At 71.1% G+C, this 17368-nt stretch carries 16 protein-coding genes; 8 read left to right on the forward strand and 8 right to left on the reverse strand.

The window, feature by feature from the left end; translation table 11 throughout:
• Window positions 1-359 precede the first annotated feature (359 nt).
• Window positions 360-1001, reverse strand: a complete 642-nt coding sequence (locus ACFZDE_RS36060) for a DNA-3-methyladenine glycosylase (protein WP_391005635.1) — start codon at window positions 999-1001, stop codon at window positions 360-362.
• A gap of 144 nt (window positions 1002-1145) precedes the next feature.
• Between ACFZDE_RS36060 and ACFZDE_RS36065 the strand changes: the two genes are divergently transcribed.
• The 3 genes from ACFZDE_RS36065 (at window position 1146) to ACFZDE_RS36075 (ending at window position 3224) form a co-directional block, all read left to right on the forward strand.
• Window positions 1146-1928: a sporulation protein gene (locus ACFZDE_RS36065; RefSeq protein ID WP_391005633.1), complete on the forward strand. Its 783-nt coding sequence runs from the start codon at window positions 1146-1148 to the stop codon at window positions 1926-1928.
• Window positions 1929-1968: 40 nt separating this feature from the next.
• A complete protein-coding gene (locus ACFZDE_RS36070; RefSeq protein ID WP_391005631.1) occupies window positions 1969-2508 on the forward strand; it encodes a YbhB/YbcL family Raf kinase inhibitor-like protein in 540 nt (179 codons plus the stop codon).
• Between the two features lie 209 nt (window positions 2509-2717).
• Window positions 2718-3224 carry an HNH endonuclease gene (locus ACFZDE_RS36075; RefSeq protein ID WP_391005629.1) on the forward strand — a complete coding sequence of 169 codons (507 nt, stop codon included), beginning with the start codon at window positions 2718-2720 and terminating at the stop codon, window positions 3222-3224.
• 114 nt (window positions 3225-3338) lie between these two features.
• Here the strand turns inward: ACFZDE_RS36075 and ACFZDE_RS36080 are convergent, their stop codons facing one another.
• The 3 genes from ACFZDE_RS36080 to ACFZDE_RS36090 form a co-directional block, all read right to left on the reverse strand.
• A complete protein-coding gene (locus tag ACFZDE_RS36080) occupies window positions 3339-4289 on the reverse strand; it encodes an SPFH domain-containing protein (protein WP_391005628.1) in 951 nt (316 codons plus the stop codon).
• A 132-nt stretch (window positions 4290-4421) separates the two neighbouring features.
• Window positions 4422-4853, reverse strand: a complete 432-nt coding sequence (locus ACFZDE_RS36085) for an NfeD family protein (RefSeq protein ID WP_298563724.1) — start codon at window positions 4851-4853, stop codon at window positions 4422-4424.
• Window positions 4854-4948: 95 nt separating this feature from the next.
• On the reverse strand, window positions 4949-5746 hold the full coding sequence (locus ACFZDE_RS36090; protein WP_298563721.1) for an ABC transporter ATP-binding protein: 798 nt from the start codon (window positions 5744-5746) through the stop codon (window positions 4949-4951).
• A 161-nt stretch (window positions 5747-5907) separates the two neighbouring features.
• Here ACFZDE_RS36090 and ACFZDE_RS36095 point away from each other — a divergent pair, with 161 nt between their 5' ends.
• A complete protein-coding gene (locus tag ACFZDE_RS36095) occupies window positions 5908-6696 on the forward strand; it encodes a hypothetical protein (RefSeq protein ID WP_391005625.1) in 789 nt (262 codons plus the stop codon).
• A gap of 345 nt (window positions 6697-7041) precedes the next feature.
• Here the strand turns inward: ACFZDE_RS36095 and ACFZDE_RS36100 are convergent, their stop codons facing one another.
• From ACFZDE_RS36100 to ACFZDE_RS36110, 3 genes are all read right to left on the reverse strand, one after another.
• The gene (locus tag ACFZDE_RS36100) at window positions 7042-7284 is read right to left on the reverse strand and encodes a chaplin (protein ID WP_030852293.1); all 243 of its coding nucleotides are present in this window, start codon (window positions 7282-7284) and stop codon (window positions 7042-7044) included.
• A 155-nt stretch (window positions 7285-7439) separates the two neighbouring features.
• On the reverse strand, window positions 7440-8081 hold the full coding sequence (locus ACFZDE_RS36105; protein ID WP_391005623.1) for a response regulator: 642 nt from the start codon (window positions 8079-8081) through the stop codon (window positions 7440-7442).
• The gene (locus ACFZDE_RS36110) at window positions 8074-9219 is read right to left on the reverse strand and encodes a GAF domain-containing protein (RefSeq protein ID WP_391005621.1); all 1146 of its coding nucleotides are present in this window, start codon (window positions 9217-9219) and stop codon (window positions 8074-8076) included. The genes ACFZDE_RS36105 and ACFZDE_RS36110 overlap by 8 nt, the downstream gene beginning before the upstream one ends.
• A gap of 266 nt (window positions 9220-9485) precedes the next feature.
• On the opposite strand from ACFZDE_RS36110, the gene ACFZDE_RS36115 reads away from it, so the two are divergent.
• The 3 genes from ACFZDE_RS36115 to ACFZDE_RS36125 all read left to right on the forward strand — a co-directional run bounded on the left by ACFZDE_RS36115 (window position 9486) and on the right by ACFZDE_RS36125 (window position 12304).
• Window positions 9486-10187 carry an SDR family NAD(P)-dependent oxidoreductase gene (locus tag ACFZDE_RS36115; RefSeq protein ID WP_391210158.1) on the forward strand — a complete coding sequence of 234 codons (702 nt, stop codon included), beginning with the start codon at window positions 9486-9488 and terminating at the stop codon, window positions 10185-10187.
• A complete protein-coding gene (locus ACFZDE_RS36120; protein WP_391210165.1) occupies window positions 10184-11227 on the forward strand; it encodes an S-adenosylmethionine:tRNA ribosyltransferase-isomerase in 1044 nt (347 codons plus the stop codon). Before ACFZDE_RS36115 ends, ACFZDE_RS36120 begins: the two co-directional genes overlap by 4 nt.
• A gap of 354 nt (window positions 11228-11581) precedes the next feature.
• Complete coding sequence (locus tag ACFZDE_RS36125) at window positions 11582-12304, forward strand: transglycosylase SLT domain-containing protein (protein WP_391005615.1); 723 nt, start codon at window positions 11582-11584, stop codon at window positions 12302-12304.
• A 94-nt stretch (window positions 12305-12398) separates the two neighbouring features.
• Here ACFZDE_RS36125 and ACFZDE_RS36130 read toward each other — a convergent pair whose 3' ends face one another.
• A complete protein-coding gene (locus tag ACFZDE_RS36130; RefSeq protein ID WP_391210178.1) occupies window positions 12399-14945 on the reverse strand; it encodes an FHA domain-containing protein in 2547 nt (848 codons plus the stop codon).
• Window positions 14946-15186: 241 nt separating this feature from the next.
• Between ACFZDE_RS36130 and ACFZDE_RS36135 the strand changes: the two genes are divergently transcribed.
• Window positions 15187-17316, forward strand: coding sequence for a streptophobe family protein (locus ACFZDE_RS36135; RefSeq protein ID WP_391210187.1), 2130 nt, complete (start codon window positions 15187-15189; stop codon window positions 17314-17316).
• Window positions 17317-17368: the final 52 nt, after the last annotated feature.

The following is a 17368-nucleotide window of genomic DNA, read 5'->3' on the forward strand; positions in this document are numbered from 1 at the left end:
TGAGTTCTCAAGGAACGGTCGCTTCCTTTGTACTCACCCTCTCGGGCTTTCCTCCGGGCTTCCCTTCGGTCTTGCGTTTCCGACTCTATCAGATCCTTTTCGATCCGATTCCCTGTCGGCGAGATTTGCCGTTCGGCCTGGGCTTTCGCCCGTCGGCCTTTCGACATTCACTACGTTAGCGGATTCCCCGTCCAGCTCATAATCGAGTCTGTCGGCGTCGAATTCGGGCATGCGGGCACGCTGAATTCGCCCCGGTTGAGGGGAGTCGCTGGGTAGTGGTTTGGCCGCTTCCGGCTGCAGGGCGAGTGCCCTACCCGGAACAGCGGCTCGGGCTACATTACGCACCCCGGCAAGGCGCGTCAACTTCGGCGACGCCTCGGGACATGGGCCCGATAGGGGCTCACCGTCGGGTCGTTGGCGACCCAGAAGCGCCAGGGGTGCACGGCCCCTTCGCCGCCCACACCGGTGCGCGGACCGTTGAGTACCTGGTCGGAGGGCACGGGAGTCCCTGTCAGCATGCGGAGCGGGGTCTCCTGCGCGGTGCACGCGTCCGTGCCGTCCAGGGAGCGGTCGACGTTCAGGGCCGTGGCGAGCCGGGCCGGTCCTTTGGCCAGTTCCTTGTCGTTTCGGGCCGAGAGTCGACGGGTCCGGGCCAGTTCGGCGCCCTCGATGATCTCTCCGGCGCGGAGCAGGACCGCGCTCGCCTTTCCCTCGGGGCCGCAGACCAGGTTCATGCAGAACCACATGCCATAGGTGAAGTAGACGTACACATGGCCGGGCGGACCGAACATCACCTCGTTGCGGGCCGTGCGTCCGCGATAGGCGTGGGAGCCGGGGTCGTCGGCGCCGTCGTAGGCCTCGACCTCGGTGAGGCGCAGGGCGATCGGACCGTCCGGGGTGCTGCGTACCAGGATGCGGCCGAGCAGATCGGGGGCGACATCGAGGACGGGCCGGTCGAAGAACTCCCTGGGCAGGGGCGTACGGTCGGGGGTCGCGATCATGCCGTCCGAGGGTACTGGAGACGACTGGTGCCGAGGGGTGGCTCTCGGGCACCGGCCTTGCCAGGGTGGGCATGGGAACCGGCCACGGCCGGATCGCGTTTGTATGGATCAAGGATCCACCCGTAGTGGGCGAGAGGGAGAGACATGGCGTTCAAGAAGCTGCTCGCGAGCCTGGGGGCCGGCGGGGCTTCGGTCGAGACGGTGCTGCACGAGGTCAACGTCGTCCCGGGCGGTGTCGTCCAGGGTGAGGTGCGAATCCAGGGCGGGTCCGTCAACCAGCAGATCGAGGGGCTCTCGGTCGGGCTGCAGGCCAAGGTCGAGGTGGAGAGCGGCGACCAGGAGTACAAGCAGGACATCGAGTTCACGAAGTCGCGGCTGGGCGGGGCGTTCGAGCTGCAGGCGGGCGCGGTGCACGCGGTGCAGTTCGGTCTTGAGATCCCGTGGGAGACGCCGATCACGACGATCGACGGTCAGGCCCTGCGCGGGATGAACATCGGGGTGTCGACCGAGCTGGAGATCGCCCGTGCGGTGGACTCCGGTGACCTGGACCCGGTCAACGTGCACCCGCTGCCGGCGCAGAAGGCGATCCTCGACGCGTTCATCCAGCTGGGCTTCCGGTTCAAGAACGCGGACATGGAGCGCGGTCTCATCCGGGGTACGCGGCAGAAGCTGCCGTTCTACCAGGAGATCGAGTTCTACCCGCCGCAGCAGTACCGCGGGCTGAACCAGGTCGAGCTGAGCTTCGTCGCCGACCAGAACGCCATGGACGTGGTGCTGGAGATGGACAAGAAGCCGGGGCTGTTCAGCGAGGGCAGTGACACCTTCCGCTCCTTCCAGGTGGGTCTGAACGACTACCAGGGGACGGACTGGGCCGCGTACCTGAACCAGTGGCTGTCCGAGGTCGGCAGCAAGCGCAACTGGTTCTAGGCTCGGGGGCTACTGCACGAAACGATCAGGAGGTACCGAGGTGACCGAGCTCAAGCGGCGGCCGCTCCCCCACGACTTCCATCCGCCCGTCGCGTCGTTCACGGTGACGAGCGAGGACGTCGAGGAAGGTGCGACGCTCAGGGACGCTCAGGTTCACGCGGCCGGCAACACCTCGCCGCAGCTGCGGTGGGAGGGCTTCCCGCCCGAGACCAAGAGCTTCGCCGTGACCTGCTACGACCCCGATGCTCCGACGGGCAGCGGCTTCTGGCACTGGGTGCTGTTCGACATCCCGGCGTCGGTGACCGAGCTGCCGGTGGGTGCGGGCAGTGGCACGTTCGAGGGTCTGCCGGAGGGCGCGGTCCACGCGCGCAACGACTACGGCGGCAAGGAGTTCGGTGGGGCCGCGCCGCCTCCCGGGGACGGGCCGCACCGGTACGTGTTCACGGTGTACGCCGTGGACCAGGAGAAGCTCGGTCCGGACTCGGACGCGTCGCCCGCCGTCGTGGGCTTCAACCTGCGGTTCCACACGATCGGGCGGGCCCAGCTGATCGGTGAGTACGAGGTGCCCGCCGAGGGCTGAGCGGTTCGCCCGCGATCCCGGCGTTCATGCGACGTTTGCCCGCTCCTGGTCATGGAATTGATCAGGAGCGGGCATTTTTGTTGCCGGGGGTCGTGGGGGTCGCACCCTGTGGGAGCAGCAGATATTGCGTTGTCCATCTCGGCGTGCCCGGCCAGAGTTGATCCCAGCCCGCCAGGGGGTGGGCCGGTGCACACGGGAGGTGGGCTGGTATGCGGGACACGCTGGTGCTGAACGCGAGCTTCGAGCCGCTGTCGACGGTGACGTTGAAGCGAGCCGTCGTTCTGGTGCTTCAGGACAAGGCCGTCGTCGAGCAGGCCCACCCCGAACTGCGGATGCGGGGAGCCGCGGTCGACATACCGGCGCCCCGGGTGATCAGGCTCTGCCAGTACGTAAGGGTGCCGTTCCGAAGACAAGCGCCGTGGTCGAGGCGGGGTGTACTGGTCAGGGACCGGCACCGGTGCGCCTACTGCGGGAGGCGGGCGACGACCGTGGACCACGTGGTGCCGCGGTCGCGGGGTGGTCAGGACACGTGGCTGAACACGGTGGCCTCGTGTGCGCAGGACAATCACCGGAAGGCGGACCGGACTCCGGAGGAGGCGGGGATGCCGCTGCTGCGGCGGCCGTTCGAGCCGACTCCGGCGGACGCGATGCTCTTGGCATTGACGCGGGAGGATGTCGCGGCGCTGCCGGATTGGCTGGCTCTGGACGCGGCGTGACCGGTCCCGGTAGGGGCTGAGGTGGTTCCCCGGCTTGCGGTCGGTCGTGGCTTGTCGCGCAGTTCCCCGCGCCCCTGAAGGAGGTGGGTGCGGGGAACTCGCGTGGTGGTGCTGTCAGTCGATGGACGGCTTCTCTCGGCGTTCCTGGGCCGGTACGGGTGCGGTGGTCGCGCCGCCGTTGCCGCCGCCGATGTTGCCGAAGTTGCCCATGGCGCCGGAGAGGCCCTTGAGGGCGTCGCCGATCTCGCTGGGGACGATCCAGAGCTTGTTGGCGTCGCCCTCGGCGATCTTGGGGAGCATCTGGAGGTACTGGTAGGAGAGGAGCTTCTGGTCCGGGTCGCCGGCGTGGATGGCCTCGAAGACCGTACGGACGGCCTGGGCCTCGCCCTCGGCGCGCAGGGCGGCTGCCTTGGCCTCACCTTCGGCGCGCAGGATCTGGGACTGCTTCTCACCCTCGGCGCGCAGGATCTCGGACTGCCGGACGCCTTCGGCCTGGAGGATCGCGGCGCGCTTGTCGCGGTCGGCGCGCATCTGCTTCTCCATCGAGTCCTGGATGGAGGTGGGCGGCTCGATCGCCTTGAGCTCGACGCGGTTGACGCGGATGCCCCATTTGCCGGTGGCTTCGTCGAGGACGCCGCGCAGGGCCGCGTTGATCTCCTCGCGGGAGGTCAGGGTCCGCTCCAGGTCCATGCCACCGATGATGTTGCGGAGCGTGGTGACGGTGAGCTGCTCGATCGCCTGGATGTAGCTGGCGACTTCGTACGTCGCGGCCCTGGCGTCGGTCACCTGGTAGTAGATGACGGTGTCGATGTTGACGACCAGGTTGTCCTGGGTGATCACCGGCTGCGGCGGGAAGGGGACGACCTGTTCACGCAGGTCGATGCGGTTGCGGATGGTGTCGATGAACGGGACGACGATGTTGAGGCCCGCGTTGAGTGTCCGCGTGTAGCGCCCGAAGCGCTCGACGATGGCCGCACTGGCCTGTGGGATGACTTGGATCGTCTTGATCAGGGCGATGAAGACCAACACCACCAGAATGATCAGGACGATGATGACCGGTTCCATCGTCGTTCCCCGTGTCCCTTCTCCGCTTCGGCGCCTTCGGCAGATCTTATGCTTGTCGAAGATCTTGCTGGTCGAGTCTGACAGACCGTCGTGTGGCTGGCGAGGAGTTCACTCCAGTTACGTCACCCGAGGTCACATCACGATCGCGGTGGCTCCCTCGATGTCCACGACATCCACTTCCTGGCCCACTTCGTAGGTGTGGCCGGTGTCGAGGGCGCGGGCCGACCAGACCTCGCCGGCCAGCTTGATGCGGCCGCCGGAGGCGTCGACGCGTTCCAGCACGACGGCCTGTCTGCCCTTCAACGCGTCCACTCCGGAGGCGAATTGGGGTCGCTGGGCGCGATGGCGGTTCGCGATGGGCCGTACGACGGCGATGCCCGCGGTCGAGATGACGGCGAAGACCGCGACCTGGGCGACGGCTCCGCCGCCGAAGACGCCGGTGACCACCGCCGCGGCGATGGCTCCCACCGCCAGCATGCCGAGTTCGGGCATCGCGGTGACCACGAGCGCGATGCCGAGCGCTGCCGCGCCGATCAGCCACCACAGCCATGCGTCGATTTCCACATGGTCATGGTAGGTCCGCGGGCCCTGTCGACGACAGGGCGCCCGTGGTGTGAAATCCCGTTCTTGCTCTGGGATTTGTGGGGTGGAGGCTCGGTTCAGGAGAGCGGGAGGCCCTGTGCGGTCCAGCGTTCGCCCGACTGTTCGACGACGAGGGGGAGGCCGAAGCAGAGGGAGAGGTTGCGGGAGGTCAGTTCGAGCTCCAGCGGGCCGGCGGCGAGGACCTTCCCCTGGCGGATCATGAGGACGTGGGTGAAGCCCGGGGGGATCTCCTCGACGTGATGGGTGACCATGAGCATCGAGGGGGCGATCGGGTCGAGGGCGAGACGGCCCAGGCGCCGGACCAGGTCCTCGCGGCCGCCGAGGTCGAGGCCGGCGGCGGGCTCGTCGAGGAGGAGCAGCTCGGGGTCGGTCATCAGGGCGCGGGCGATCAGGGTGCGCTTGCGCTCGCCCTCGGACAGGGTGCCGAACCGGCGCTCCAGGTAGTCGCTCATGCCGAGGCGGTCGAGGAAGGCGCGGGCGCGCTGCTCGTCGATGTCCTCGTAGTCCTCGTGCCAGGTGGCGGTCATGCCGTACGCGGCGGTCAGGACCGTCTCCAGGACCGTCTGGCGCTTGGGGAGCTTCTCGGTCATGGCGATGCCGGCCATGCCGATGCGGGGGCGCAGCTCGAAGACGTCGGTGCCGGGGCGGCCGAGGGTCTCGCCGAGGATGCTGGTGGTGCCCGAGCTGGGGTAGAGGTAGGTGGAAGCGAGGTTGAGGAGGGTGGTCTTGCCGGCGCCGTTGGGGCCGAGGATGACCCAGCGCTCGCCCTCCTTGACCGACCAGGAGACCTGGTCCACCAGAGCCCGGCCCTCACGGACCACGGATACGTCCTGAAGCTCCAGAACATCGCTCATGAGCGCGTTGTCTCCCCTTGCAGTGTGGCCGGTCTCGGCTGTCGCGTAAGCCTGTGGCTCGGTCCGCCGCGCCGGTGGGCGCAGCCCTCCATGAAATCTACGCCACCGGGTCGCCCGGGCATTCCCTCGGTCCGGTCTCTGGAGGGTCCTAGGCTGGAGGCATGCTTTCGGAACCACGTGCTGGGCGTCTCGCAGCTTGGGGAAATGCCCTTTTGGCCGGACATGTCTCACCGGACGACGCGGTTCTCGCCATCGTCGGTGAGGACGCGGTGCATCGGGTGGAGGGGCTGCCGGGTGAGTCGGGCCAGGTCGGGCTGACCCTCGCGCTGGGGCGGCTGCGGACGCTCGGGGTGACCGGGTTGCGGGTCGCGCTGCCCGCGCCGGGGCATCCGCTGGGGCTGAGCGGGCCGCCTGAGTTCAACGCGCGGGCGCTGGATGCGGAGCAGGCCGTGGTCTGTTACGGCGCCGCGTTCGGGCTGGTGCCGGAGGTGTACGAGGCCGGACCCCGGGGTGATGTGCACGTGGAGGTCGTGTGGCATGTGCTGCCCGTGCGGGAGGCGCCGCCGGCGGATGTGCCGTCGCTGGGTGAGGCCGAGCGGGAGCTGGCGGAAGCCCTGCGGGACGCCACCGAGTTGCTGACGCGGCTGGATGTGGCCGGGTCGGGGCCGGTGGCGGAGGCGGCGATCGATGCGTACCGGGCGCGGGCCGAGCGGGGGCGGGAGGTGCTGGCGCCGGGGTATCCGCCGCGGGCGGTGCGGGTGCTGGAGCTGGCGCAGCGGGTGGGGGCGCTGGTCGCCGTGGCGACGGAGAGTGGGCACGGGGGTGCGGTGAGTTCGTCGGAGATCTTTGCGCGGCGGGAGGCGTTGCGGCCGGTGGAGCGGACGGCTCGGCGGGCGCAGGTCGCTGCGTACAACTCCGTTGTGGAGGAGTGGGAGCGGGGGGTGCGGTGACGGTTCTTCGTGTGGTGCTCGGTGTGGGGGGTGCGGGCAGGGGGTTTCGCAGCTCTTCGTAGCGGGGTGCTCGGCGTTTATGCCCGGGCCCGGGTGAGTGCGCAGCCCGGTGTGGCGGGGTGCTCGGCGTTTATGCCCGGGCCCGGGTGGGTGCGCAGCCCGGCGTAGCGGGGTGCCGCTGCGCCCACCCGTGCCGCCCCCAGCGGCACGCATGCCCGCAGCTGGGCGGGTCGCATGCCCGCGGCTGGGGGGTTCGCCTGCCTGTGGCTGGGGCGCGTGCCGAGCGGCCCCCCGGTGGGACCGGGGGGCCGGGCGCACCTCCGGCTCGGAGACGGAGGTGGGGGGTCAGTGGTTGACGGCGAGGTTGCCGAAGGCCGGGTTCAGGATGCCCACGACGTTCACGCTGTTGCCGGACACGTTGACCGGGACGTGCACCGGGGCCTGGACGACGTTGCCCGAGCCGACGCCCGGGGAGCCCACGGCCTGGCCGTCGGCGTGGGCGCTGGTGGCGGAGGCCATGCCCGCGCCGGCGGCCAGCAGGCCACCCGTCACCATCGTCACGGCCGCTGCCTTCTTCAGGTTCTTCACTTCTGAGCCCTCCTAGCGATTGCCGCGGCAGGCGCCGCAGCACGCATGGAGAACGGTGGAGATCCGTCGAGGTTGCGCCATATGAGGGACGTTCCCACGACAGTATGAATCTCGGTCCGGAACGCAACCTTCCGTGTTGCCGTGGGAGGGGCGGGTCAGCCGGTCACACCATGGCGAACGGCCCACAGCGCGGCCTGCGTCCGGTCGGCCAGGTCGAGTTTCATCAGGATGTTCGAGACGTGGGTCTTGACGGTCTTCTCGGAGAGGACGAGCGCGCGAGCGATCTCCCGGTTGGAACGGCCGTCCGCTATGAGGCCGAGCACCTCGCGCTCCCGCTCGGTGAGCGAACCGGCCCTTCCCGTACCCGAGTTGGTCTCCTCCTGCGCCAGCAGCGCACCGGCCACCTCCGGCTGGAGGAGGATGTGCCCGGCGTGGACCGAACGGATGGCTCCGGCGAGGGCGTCGGGGTCGACGTCCTTGTAGACGTACCCGGCGGCGCCTGCGCGCAGGGCGGGGACCACCGTCCGCTGCTCCGTGAAGCTGGTGACGACCAGCACGCGCGCGGGGTTGTCCAGCTCGCGGAGCCGGCGCAGGGCGTCGACGCCGTCCATGCCCGGCATTTTGACGTCCATGAGGATGACGTCGGGCCGCAACTCCTCGGCGCGGTCGACTCCTTCGGCGCCGTCCGAGGCCTCCCCGACGACCTCGATGTCGTCCTGCACTTCGAGGAAGGTGCGCAGGCCCCGGCGGACGACCTGGTGGTCGTCGACGAGCAGCACCTTGATCGCGTCAGCCACCGGGGACCTCCATCTCGATCACGGTGCCCTTGCCGGGCACCGATTCCACGGTCAGCGTGCCGCCGGCGCCGCTCGCCCGGTCCCGCATCGAGACCAGGCCGAGGTGGCGTCCCGCGCGGCGGACCGCCCTGGTGTCGAAGCCGCTGCCGTCGTCCGTGACCCTGAGGACGGCGCCGCCGCCGCGGCGGTCCAGGGTCACGTCGACGTGGTCGGCGCCGGAGTGGCGCAGGGCGTTGTGCAGGGCCTCCTGGGCGACCCGCAGGAGGGCCTCCTCCTGGGAGGCGGGCAGGGCCTTCACGCCGTGGCCGGCGAAGGTGACGCGGGCGTGGTGGGCCCGGTCGAGGACCTGGATCTGCGTCCGGAGGGTCGCGACGAGGCCGTCCTCGTCGAGGGCGGCGGGGCGCAACTCGACGACCGCCGCGCGCAGTTCGTCGGCGGCCTCGGCGGCCAGGGCGGCCACCTGCTGGAGTTCGCCCTTGGCGCGGGAGGGGTCGCGGTCGACCAGGCGGGCCGCGGCCTGGGCGGTCAGGCGCAGGGAGAACAGCTTCTGGCTGACCGCGTCGTGCAGTTCGTGGGCGAGGCGGGAGCGCTCCTCGGCGATGGTCAGTTCGCGGCTGCGCTCGTAGAGGCGGGCGTTGGTGAGGGCGATCGCGGCATGCTGGGCGAGGATGCCGAGCAGTTCCTCGTCGTCCGCCGTGAAGCCGCAACCGCCTTCGGGTCTGGTGCAGTTCTTGTTCGCGAGGAACAGGGCGCCGATGACCTCGTCGCCGTCGCGGATCGGCAGGCCCAGGAAGTCGACCAGGTCGGGGTGGGCCTTCGGCCAGCCCTCGAAGCGGGGGTCCTTGCGGACGTCAGCCAGCCGCTCGGCCCTGGCCTCGTGCAGCATCGCGGCGAGGATGCCGTGCTGGCGCGGGAGGGGGCCGATGGCCTTCCACTGCTCCTCGCTGACGCCGTCGACCACGAACTGGGCGAAGCCGCCGTGGTCGTCCGGGACGCCGAGCGCGGCGTACTCGGCGTCGAGCAGCTCGCGGGCCGAGGCGACGATCGTCTTGAGGACGTCGCGCACCTCGAGATGCCTGCTCATGGCCAGCAGCGCGGAACTCACCGCGGCGAGGCCGGACCGGGGACCGTGACTCATGTCCTCACGGTACCGGCGGGGTGTGACAGGGCGGATCGGACCGGTGGCGGCCCCGTGCCCGGCCGGTGGGCCTAGGTCTTGCGGCCGAGGCGGCGGTCGGCGGGTCCTACGGCCGGGACCGAGGCGGCGGGGGTGGTCCTACGGCCGGGGCCGCCGGGCCTGTGGCGTAGGACGAAGGGACCCGGCGGACCGGGGCCCGCGTCCGAGGCGGCCCGTGCGGCCCCGTTCCTAGGTTGAGGGCACGCGATCAACGAGAGGAGCGGATCATGCCGGTTGCGATCATCACCGGGGCCTCGAAGGGGCTGGGGCGGGCGCTGGCCGTGGCTCTGGCCGGGCGGGGCTGGGACCTGGTGCTCGACGCCAGGGGCGCACAGGCGCTGGCGAAGACCGCGGAAGCCGTGTCCGCCGGGGGCGCACGGGTGTCGGCGCTGCCCGGGGACGTCACGGACGCCGGGCACCGGGCGGAGCTGGTGGCGGCGGCCTGGCGGCTGGGCGGCGTCGACCTGCTGGTGCACAACGCGAGCGCGCTGGGCGCGGAGCCGCTGGTCGGGCTGGAGGAGCTGCCCCTGGACGGGCTGCGCCGGGCGCTGGAGGTGAACCTGGTGGCGGGGCTGGGCCTGGTCCAGGAGGCACTGCCGCTGCTGCGGGCGTCCCGGCCGGGCGGCGCCGTCGTCGCGGTCAGCTCGGACGCGGCGGCCGAGGCGTACGAGACCTGGGGTGGCTACGGGGCGTCCAAGGCGGCCCTGGACCAGCTGATGGCCGTGCTCGCCGTGGAGGAGCCGGGGCTGCGGGTCTGGGCGGTCGATCCCGGGGACATGGCCACGGACCTGTACGCGGCGGCCGTACCGGAGGACCGGGAGCCGCGGCCGGAGCCGGAGGCCGTCGTGCCGGGGTTCCTGCGATTGCTGGACGAGCGTCCGGTGAGCGGGCGGTACGGGGCGCCGGCGCTGCTGGACGGCGCCCGATGACCGTGGCCGTGCGGGTGCCGGAGGAGTTGTCGGCCCGGGTGCCCGTCGAGCGGCGGGGGCCGGGTCTTGAGCGGGACGCCGTGCGGATGCTGGTGTCGCGGGGTGCCGAGGTGGCGCATCACACGTTCCGGGAACTGCCGTTGCTGCTGCGGGCCGGGGACCTGCTCGTGGTGAACACCTCGGCCACGCTGGCGGCGGCCGTGGACGGATGGACCGGGCACGCGCGCGTGGTGGTGCATTTCTCCACGCGCGGGGACGACGGCCGCTGGGCGGTGGAGCTGCGGGAGCCCGACGGGCGGGGCACCACGCGCGCGCGTGCGGGTGGGCCCGCGGGGAGGGAGGTGTCCCTGCCGGGGGGTGTGGGGCTGGTGCTGGAGGAGCCGCTGAGCGGGCGGGGTGAGCGGCTGTGGTGGGCGCGGGTGTCCGGGCCGGGGGTGCCGGGGCTGCTGCGGGAGTACGGGCGGCCCATCCGCTACGCCTATACGGAGCGGGACCAGCCGCTGTCCGCCTATCAGACGGTGTTCGCGCTGCCGTCGGCGGACGGGACGGGCAGTGCGGAGATGCCGAGCGCGGCGCGGCCCTTCACGGCGCGAGTGGTGGCGGAGCTGGTGAGCCGGGGGGTGCTGTTCGCGCCGGTCACGCTGCACACGGGGGTGGCCTCGGCCGAGGCGCACGAGCCGCCGTATCCGGAGCGCTTCGTGGTGCCGGAGGCGTCGGCGCGGCTGATCGAGGCCGCGCGGGCGGGTGGGGGCCGGGTGGTGGCGGTGGGGACGACGGCGGTGCGGGCCGTGGAGTCGGCGGTGGGCGCCGACGGGGCCGTACGCGCGCGTGCGGGGTGGACGGACCTGGTGGTCACGCCGGAGCGGGGGGTGCGGGTGGTGGACGGGCTGCTGACCGGGCTGCACGAGCCGGAGGCCTCGCATCTGCTGATGCTGGAGGCGGTCGCGGGGCGGGTGGCGGTCGAGCGGGGGTACGAGGCCGCGCTGCAAGGGCGCTATCTGTGGCACGAGTTCGGGGACGTGCACCTCGTGCTGCGCTGAGGACGCCCCCGGAAAGGCCTCACACAGAGCATCGCTTGTGCAACTGGCCGTGAGACTGATCTAGGGGCGGTGTGAGCCCTCGCATAGGACCCACGTCACGTACGAAGGGACGTAGGAGACAAACTCCCCCCTTTTGAGCGGCACAGTTCGTCCAACCTGTACCGATTTGCCCCTCCCTGATCCACTATCTTCCTTCGTACGTCACACCTTTGCCACGCCATTTTGCTGCCGCTAAGAATTGGCGATGTCGCTCAGCGCCGTGGGTTCACCTCCGCGGCGTTTGTGTCGGAAACACACCGAGTCCAACGCCGGACGCCGAGCGACTCCCGCGCTATTCGAAGAGGTCCACGCAGCATGCCCAAGAACATCTTCAGCCGTGTTCAGAGTCGTAGCCTGACCCGTCACCACAAGATCGCCATGGCCGGTGTCGCCACCCTCGGTGCCGCCGCCATCGGGTTCTCCGCGGTGCCGAGCGGTGCCTCGACCAAGACCACGACCGAGGCCGCTCAGCCGGCTGCGGTGGCGTACAGCAACCAGCAGATCAAGGACGTCAAGGCGAGCGTCACGGACCAGATGGCCGGCGCCAGCCTGAAGGCCGAGCAGATCGCGGCGAAGAAGAAGGCCGACGCCGCGGCCGCCGCCAAGAAGAAGGCCGCCGCCGAGGCGGCGAAGAAGAAGGCCGAGGCCGCGCGCCAGGCCAAGGAGGCCGCGAGCCGCGCCGCCAAGCGCGCCGAGGCCAAGAAGGCCGTCAGCTACCCGAACAACCTCGACGGCTGGATCCGCGAGTCGCTCGCGATCCTGAAGAAGCACGACATCCCGGCGTCCTACGACGGCATCCACCGCAACATCATGCGGGAGTCCTCGGGTAACCCGAAGGCGATCAACAACTGGGACATCAACGCCATCAACGGCATCCCGTCGAAGGGCCTGCTCCAGGTCATCCCGCCGACCTTCAAGCACTGGCACGTCCCCGGCACCTCCTGGGACATCTACGACCCGGTAGCCAACATCACCGCCGCCTGCAACTACGCGGCCGACAAGTACGGCTCCATGGACAACGTCGACAGCGCGTACTGAGGTCGGCGCGGACCTCTGGGACAGCTGTAGGTACGCCGAAGGGCGGCACCCTCCTGACGGGGTGCCGCCCTTCGGGCGTGTCGTGACGCGGTGACTACTTGCGCATGACCTCGGGCTCGTGGCGGCGCAGGAAGCGGGCCACGAAGAAGCCGCAGATCACGCCGAGGACCAGGAGCGCGCCCATGTCCATCGCCCAGGCCCCGACCGTGTGCTCCCACAGCGGGTCGGTGTCGCCGGCCGTCTCGGGCGGGCTGATCTTGTTGAAGTCCAGCGTGGCACCGGAGGCGGCGACCGCCCAGCGCGACGGCATCAGGAACGAGAACTGGTTGACGCCGATCGAGCCGTGCAGCGTGAACAGGCAGCCGGTGAAGACGACCTGGATGATCGCGAACATCACCAGCAGCGGCATGGTCTTCTCGGCGGTCTTCACCAGCGACGAGATGATCAGGCCGAACATCATCGACGTGAAGCCCAGCGCCATGATCGGCACCGACAGCTCCAGCAGCGTGGCGCTGCCGAAGACCAGGCCCTCCTCGGGGATCTCCCGGCTGGAGAAGCCGATGACACCGACCAGCAGGCCCTGGAGCACCGTGATCATGCCGAGCACGAACACCTTGGACATCAGGTACGCCGAGCGTGAGAGGCCGGTGGCGCGCTCCCGCTCGTAGATGACGCGTTCCTTGATCAGTTCTCGGACCGAGTTCGCCGCGCCCGCGAAGCAGGCGCCGACCGCGAGGATCAGCAGGACCGTGGTGGCCGTGCCGTTCGGGATGATGCGGCCGGTCTGCGGGTTGGCCGGGTTGGGCAGCAGACCCTTGTCGGCGTCGATGAGCAGACTGACCGCGCCGAGCACGGCCGGCAGGATCACCATCAGGGCGAGGAAGCCCTTGTCCGAGACGATCACCGAGACATACCGCCGGACAAGCGTCACGAACTGGGACATCCAGCCCTGCGGCTTCGGCGGCTTCATCGCCTGCATCTGCGGAACCTGTACGGACTGCGGCGCGACGGCGTCGATGTCCGCGGCGTACATCTGGTAGTGCTGCGAGCCCTTCCAGCGGCCCGCCCAGTCGTAGTCGCGGTAGTTCTCGAAGGCGGAGAAGACATCGGCCCAGGTGTCGTAGCCGAAGAAGTTCAGCGCCTCCTCGGGCGGGCCGAAGTAGGCGACCGAGCCGCCCGGCGCCATCACCAGCAGCTTGTCGCAGATCGCGAGCTCCGCCACCGAGTGCGTGACGACGAGGACCGTACGGCCGTCGTCGGCCAGGCCCCGCAGCAGCTGCATGACGTCGCGGTCCATGCCCGGGTCGAGGCCGGAGGTCGGCTCGTCCAGGAAGATCAGCGACGGCTTGGTGAGCAGCTCCAGGGCGACCGACACGCGCTTGCGCTGGCCGCCGGACAGGGACGTGACCTTCTTGTCCTTGTGGATGTCGAGCTTGAGCTCGCGCAGCACCTCGTCGATGCGGGCCTCGCGCTCGGCGGCCGTGGTGTCGGCCGGGAAGCGCAGCTTGGCCGCGTACTTGAGCGCCTTCTTGACGGTCAGCTCCTTGTGCAGGATGTCGTCCTGCGGGACCAGACCGATGCGCTGGCGCAGCTCGGCGAACTGCTTGTAGAGGTTGCGGTTGTCGTAGAGCACCTCGCCCTGGTTGGCGGGGCGGTAGCCCGTGAGCGCCTTGAGCAGGGTCGACTTGCCGGAGCCGGACGGGCCGATGACCGCGATCAGCGACTTCTCCGGGACGCCGAAGGAGACGTCCTTGAGGATCTGCTTGCCGCCGTCGACCGTGACGGTCAGGTGGCGGGCGGAGAAGGACACCTCACCGGTGTCGACGAACTCCTCGAGCCGGTCGCCGACGATACGGAACGTCGAGTGACCGACGCCGACGACATCGGTCGGGCCGAGCAGCTGGGTGCCGCCCTTGGTGATGGGCTGGCCGTTGACGTACGTGCCGTTGTGCGAGCCGAGGTCGCGGATCTCCATGCGGCCGTCGGGCGTGGCGTGGAACTCGGCGTGGTGCCGGGAGACCTGGAGGTCCGAGACGACCAGTTCGTTCTCCAGGGCACGGCCGATGCGCATCACGCGGCCGAGGGAGAACTGGTGGAACGTGGTCGGGCTGCGGTCGCCGTAGACCGGCGGCGCCCCCGCGACACCACCGGGACCCTGCTGCTGCGGGACGTGCGCCGCGGGCTGCTGCGGCTGCTGCCAGCCGGCCTGGGGGGACTGCTGCTGCGGCGGTTGCTGCTGCTGTTGTGGTGGCTGCTGGGCCGGGGCCTGCTGGCCCCAGCCGGGGTTCGCGCCCTGCGCCGCGTACGGCTGCTGCTGGGGCTGGGCCTGTGGCGTGGCGACGGAGGCCGCCGCGCCGGACAGGTTCAGGCGCGGGCCGTCGGTCGCGTTGCCCAGGTTGACGGCCGAACCGGGGCCCAGCTCCAGCTGGTGGATGCGTTGCCCCTGCACGAACGTGCCGTTGGTGCTGCCGTGGTCCTCGATGACCCAACTGCGGCCGTTGAAGCTGACCGTGGCGTGACGCCAGGAGACCCTGGCGTCGTCGAAGACGACGTCCCCCTGCGGATCACGTCCGAGGGTGTATGCCCTGGACGGATCGAGCGTCCAGGTACGTCCGTTTGATTCCAGTACGAGTTCCGGCACTCCATGCCCCACTGAGTTGTCCCCCGATTTACCCCCGACATGGGGAGTCTAGGGATGTCGAACATCGGGGGGAACTATTTCAGGAGCGGCCCCCTGACCGAAAGTCGGGCCTTGTGAAGACCGCGTTCGGACGCATCGGCCGATTCCGTTGACGGGGTTGAAACCGGGCCGGAGAGTGGTATTTCGACGCGAGGGGGACATGCGTGGTGTTCCCGTCGCGCAGCGGATCGGGGGGTCTGCCATGAGTGCTGCCGCAGGGGCCGGGACGGCGAGGGACGATGCGCGCGTGCCATGGGGGGACGTGCTGATGTCCGCCGTGGCCGCCGTGAGCTGGGCGTTGATCGGGATGGCGGGGACGGCGGCGCTGGGCCTGCGGCTGCTGGGAGCGGACACGGCGGGCTCATTGGGGCCGATGACCGCGGCGGTGGTGGCCCTCGGGGCGGGTGGGTCGGTCACACCGTCCGGTGATGTGTCGGCGTTCGGCCTCACGGGCGCCCAGGCGGACACGGCCATCGAGATCACGCCACTGGGAGTGAGCCTGGTCGGGGCGGTGCTGCTGTCGTGGTTCTTCCTGCGGTCCCTGCGGGCGGCGGGAGTTGTGATCTCACCCGCCGAACTGCTCGCGCGGGCGGGGTCGGTGGTGGCGCTGTTCGTGGCGATGCTGGGCGGGCTGGCCTGGGCGGGGCACGATGTCATCACGATCGACGGGGGCTCGCTGGGGCTGGACGACGTCACCGGCGGGGGCGGGGGCGTCGACGTCCCGGGGATCGGGGACATCGGGGGGCTGCTGCCGGACCGGCTGGGCGACCTGGTCGACGCGCGGGCCGCGGTCGGCTTCACGGTCGACACGGCACCGACGCTGCTCGGCGGGCTCGGCTGGTCGGCGGCCATCCTCGTGATCGCCCTGCTGGCCTCGCGCCGTACGCCGCTGCCGCCGGGCTGGGAGGCCGTGCACCGCCTCGTTCGGCCGGCCGTGTCGGCGGTGGTGACCGTGCTGCTGGTGGCGGTGGCGGCGGGGTGCGCGGCGGCTGCGTACGCCGCCGTCGGCGACGACCACCCCCGACGCATCGCCGGAGCGACACTGCTCGGGGCGCCGAACGGGGTGTGGCTGGGTGTGCCGCTCGGCCTGCTCGTGCCCTGGGACGGACGGGCGACGGGCGAACTGACCCGCTTCCTGCCGGACCCGCTGGACGACCTGCTCGGCGCCGGGACCGACCGGCCGGTGACGGTGGCCCGGCTGGCCGAGCTGGACGGGCGGGTGTGGCTGCTGACGGTGGCGGCGGCGTCGATGATGCTGCTGGCGGGGGTACTGACGGCGGTCCGGACGCCCGTGGGGGCGGCGGACGGGGGGCCGGGTGGGGCGCTGGGTGGGCTTGCGGGTGGGGCACCGGGCGGAGGGCTCGGCGGGGCAGCGGACGGGGCGCCGGGCGGGGCTGCGGCCGGGGCGGCGGCCGGGGCGCCGGACAGGGCTGCGGCAGAGGCGCCGGGCGGAGCTGCGGCCAGGGGGCCGGGCGGAGCTGCGGATGGCGGGCCGGGCGGAGCTGCGGATGGGGCGGCGGGCGGAGCTGCGGATGGGGCGGCGGGCAGGGGTGCGGGTCGGGCGGCGGGCGGAGGGCCCGGCGAGGCGGCGGGCGGGGCAGGCGGGGGTTTTGGTGTCCTGGGCTTCGCGGGTCGGTGCGCGCTTCGGCTGGGGGTGGCTACCGCGCTCGCCCTGCCACTGCAGGCCTGGCTGACGGACGTGTCGGTGACCGCGTCCCTGTCCGTCCTCGGCTTCGACGCCTTCGGCGCGGGCATCGAGCTGCACGGCCACCTCGGCATGGCCCTGCCGCTGGGCGCGGTGTGGGGCGCGGGGGCGGGGGCGCTGGGGGCACTGCTCGCGTGGGGGTGCGGGGCGGCGGGGCTCCGGGCCACGGGGCTGGCGCGGGGGGACGGGTCGCCGGCGAGGGCGGAAGGCTTGCCGGAGCGGGCGGGCGAGACGGGGGGCCGGCAACCGGACGGTCGGGCGTCACGCGGGGCGGAGTCCGGGCCCTACACGCCGGGTACGCCGTACCGCCCGCCCAACCCGGGCACCAACCCGTACCTCCGGGTGCCGGACGAGTTGCGAGAGCCGGAGGACGCACGGCCTCCCTGGGCGCGACGGCCCTCCGGACCCCCGCCCGGGCCCGACACCGACACCGACACCGGCACACAGGCGTATGAGGACGAGCCCCCTGCTCCCGGTGACGTCTACGGCGCCCCCACCGTCGTACGGCCGGTCGCACCGCCGCCGCGCGGTCCCCGGCAGGCGCCCGGGCCGCGGAACGGGAACGGGCCGCCGCCCCCACCGCCTCCTCCCCCACCACCGCCACGCAAGCCGCGCGGCGGGAAGTGATCAGCGAGGGCGCGGGACGGACCGGAGGTGGGTGTTCACTGTCCGCCAGCCG

The organism is Streptomyces sp. NPDC007929 (genome assembly GCF_042959065.1).
Lineage (GTDB): Bacteria > Actinomycetota > Actinomycetes > Streptomycetales > Streptomycetaceae > Streptomyces.

Coding starts and splice junctions, on each gene's coding strand:
- ACFZDE_RS36060 (WP_391005635.1), bottom strand. CDS start 1,001: ATGATCGCGACCCCCGACCGTACGCCCCTGCCCAGGGAGTTCTTCGAC.
- ACFZDE_RS36065 (WP_391005633.1), top strand. CDS start 1,146: ATGGCGTTCAAGAAGCTGCTCGCGAGCCTGGGGGCCGGCGGGGCTTCG.
- ACFZDE_RS36075 (WP_391005629.1), top strand. CDS start 2,718: ATGCGGGACACGCTGGTGCTGAACGCGAGCTTCGAGCCGCTGTCGACG.
- ACFZDE_RS36080 (WP_391005628.1), bottom strand. CDS start 4,289: ATGGAACCGGTCATCATCGTCCTGATCATTCTGGTGGTGTTGGTCTTC.
- ACFZDE_RS36090 (WP_298563721.1), bottom strand. CDS start 5,746: ATGAGCGATGTTCTGGAGCTTCAGGACGTATCCGTGGTCCGTGAGGGC.
- ACFZDE_RS36095 (WP_391005625.1), top strand. CDS start 5,908: ATGCTTTCGGAACCACGTGCTGGGCGTCTCGCAGCTTGGGGAAATGCC.
- ACFZDE_RS36110 (WP_391005621.1), bottom strand. CDS start 9,219: ATGAGTCACGGTCCCCGGTCCGGCCTCGCCGCGGTGAGTTCCGCGCTG.
- ACFZDE_RS36115 (WP_391210158.1), top strand. CDS start 9,486: ATGCCGGTTGCGATCATCACCGGGGCCTCGAAGGGGCTGGGGCGGGCG.
- ACFZDE_RS36120 (WP_391210165.1), top strand. CDS start 10,184: ATGACCGTGGCCGTGCGGGTGCCGGAGGAGTTGTCGGCCCGGGTGCCC.
- ACFZDE_RS36125 (WP_391005615.1), top strand. CDS start 11,582: ATGCCCAAGAACATCTTCAGCCGTGTTCAGAGTCGTAGCCTGACCCGT.
- ACFZDE_RS36135 (WP_391210187.1), top strand. CDS start 15,187: ATGAGTGCTGCCGCAGGGGCCGGGACGGCGAGGGACGATGCGCGCGTG.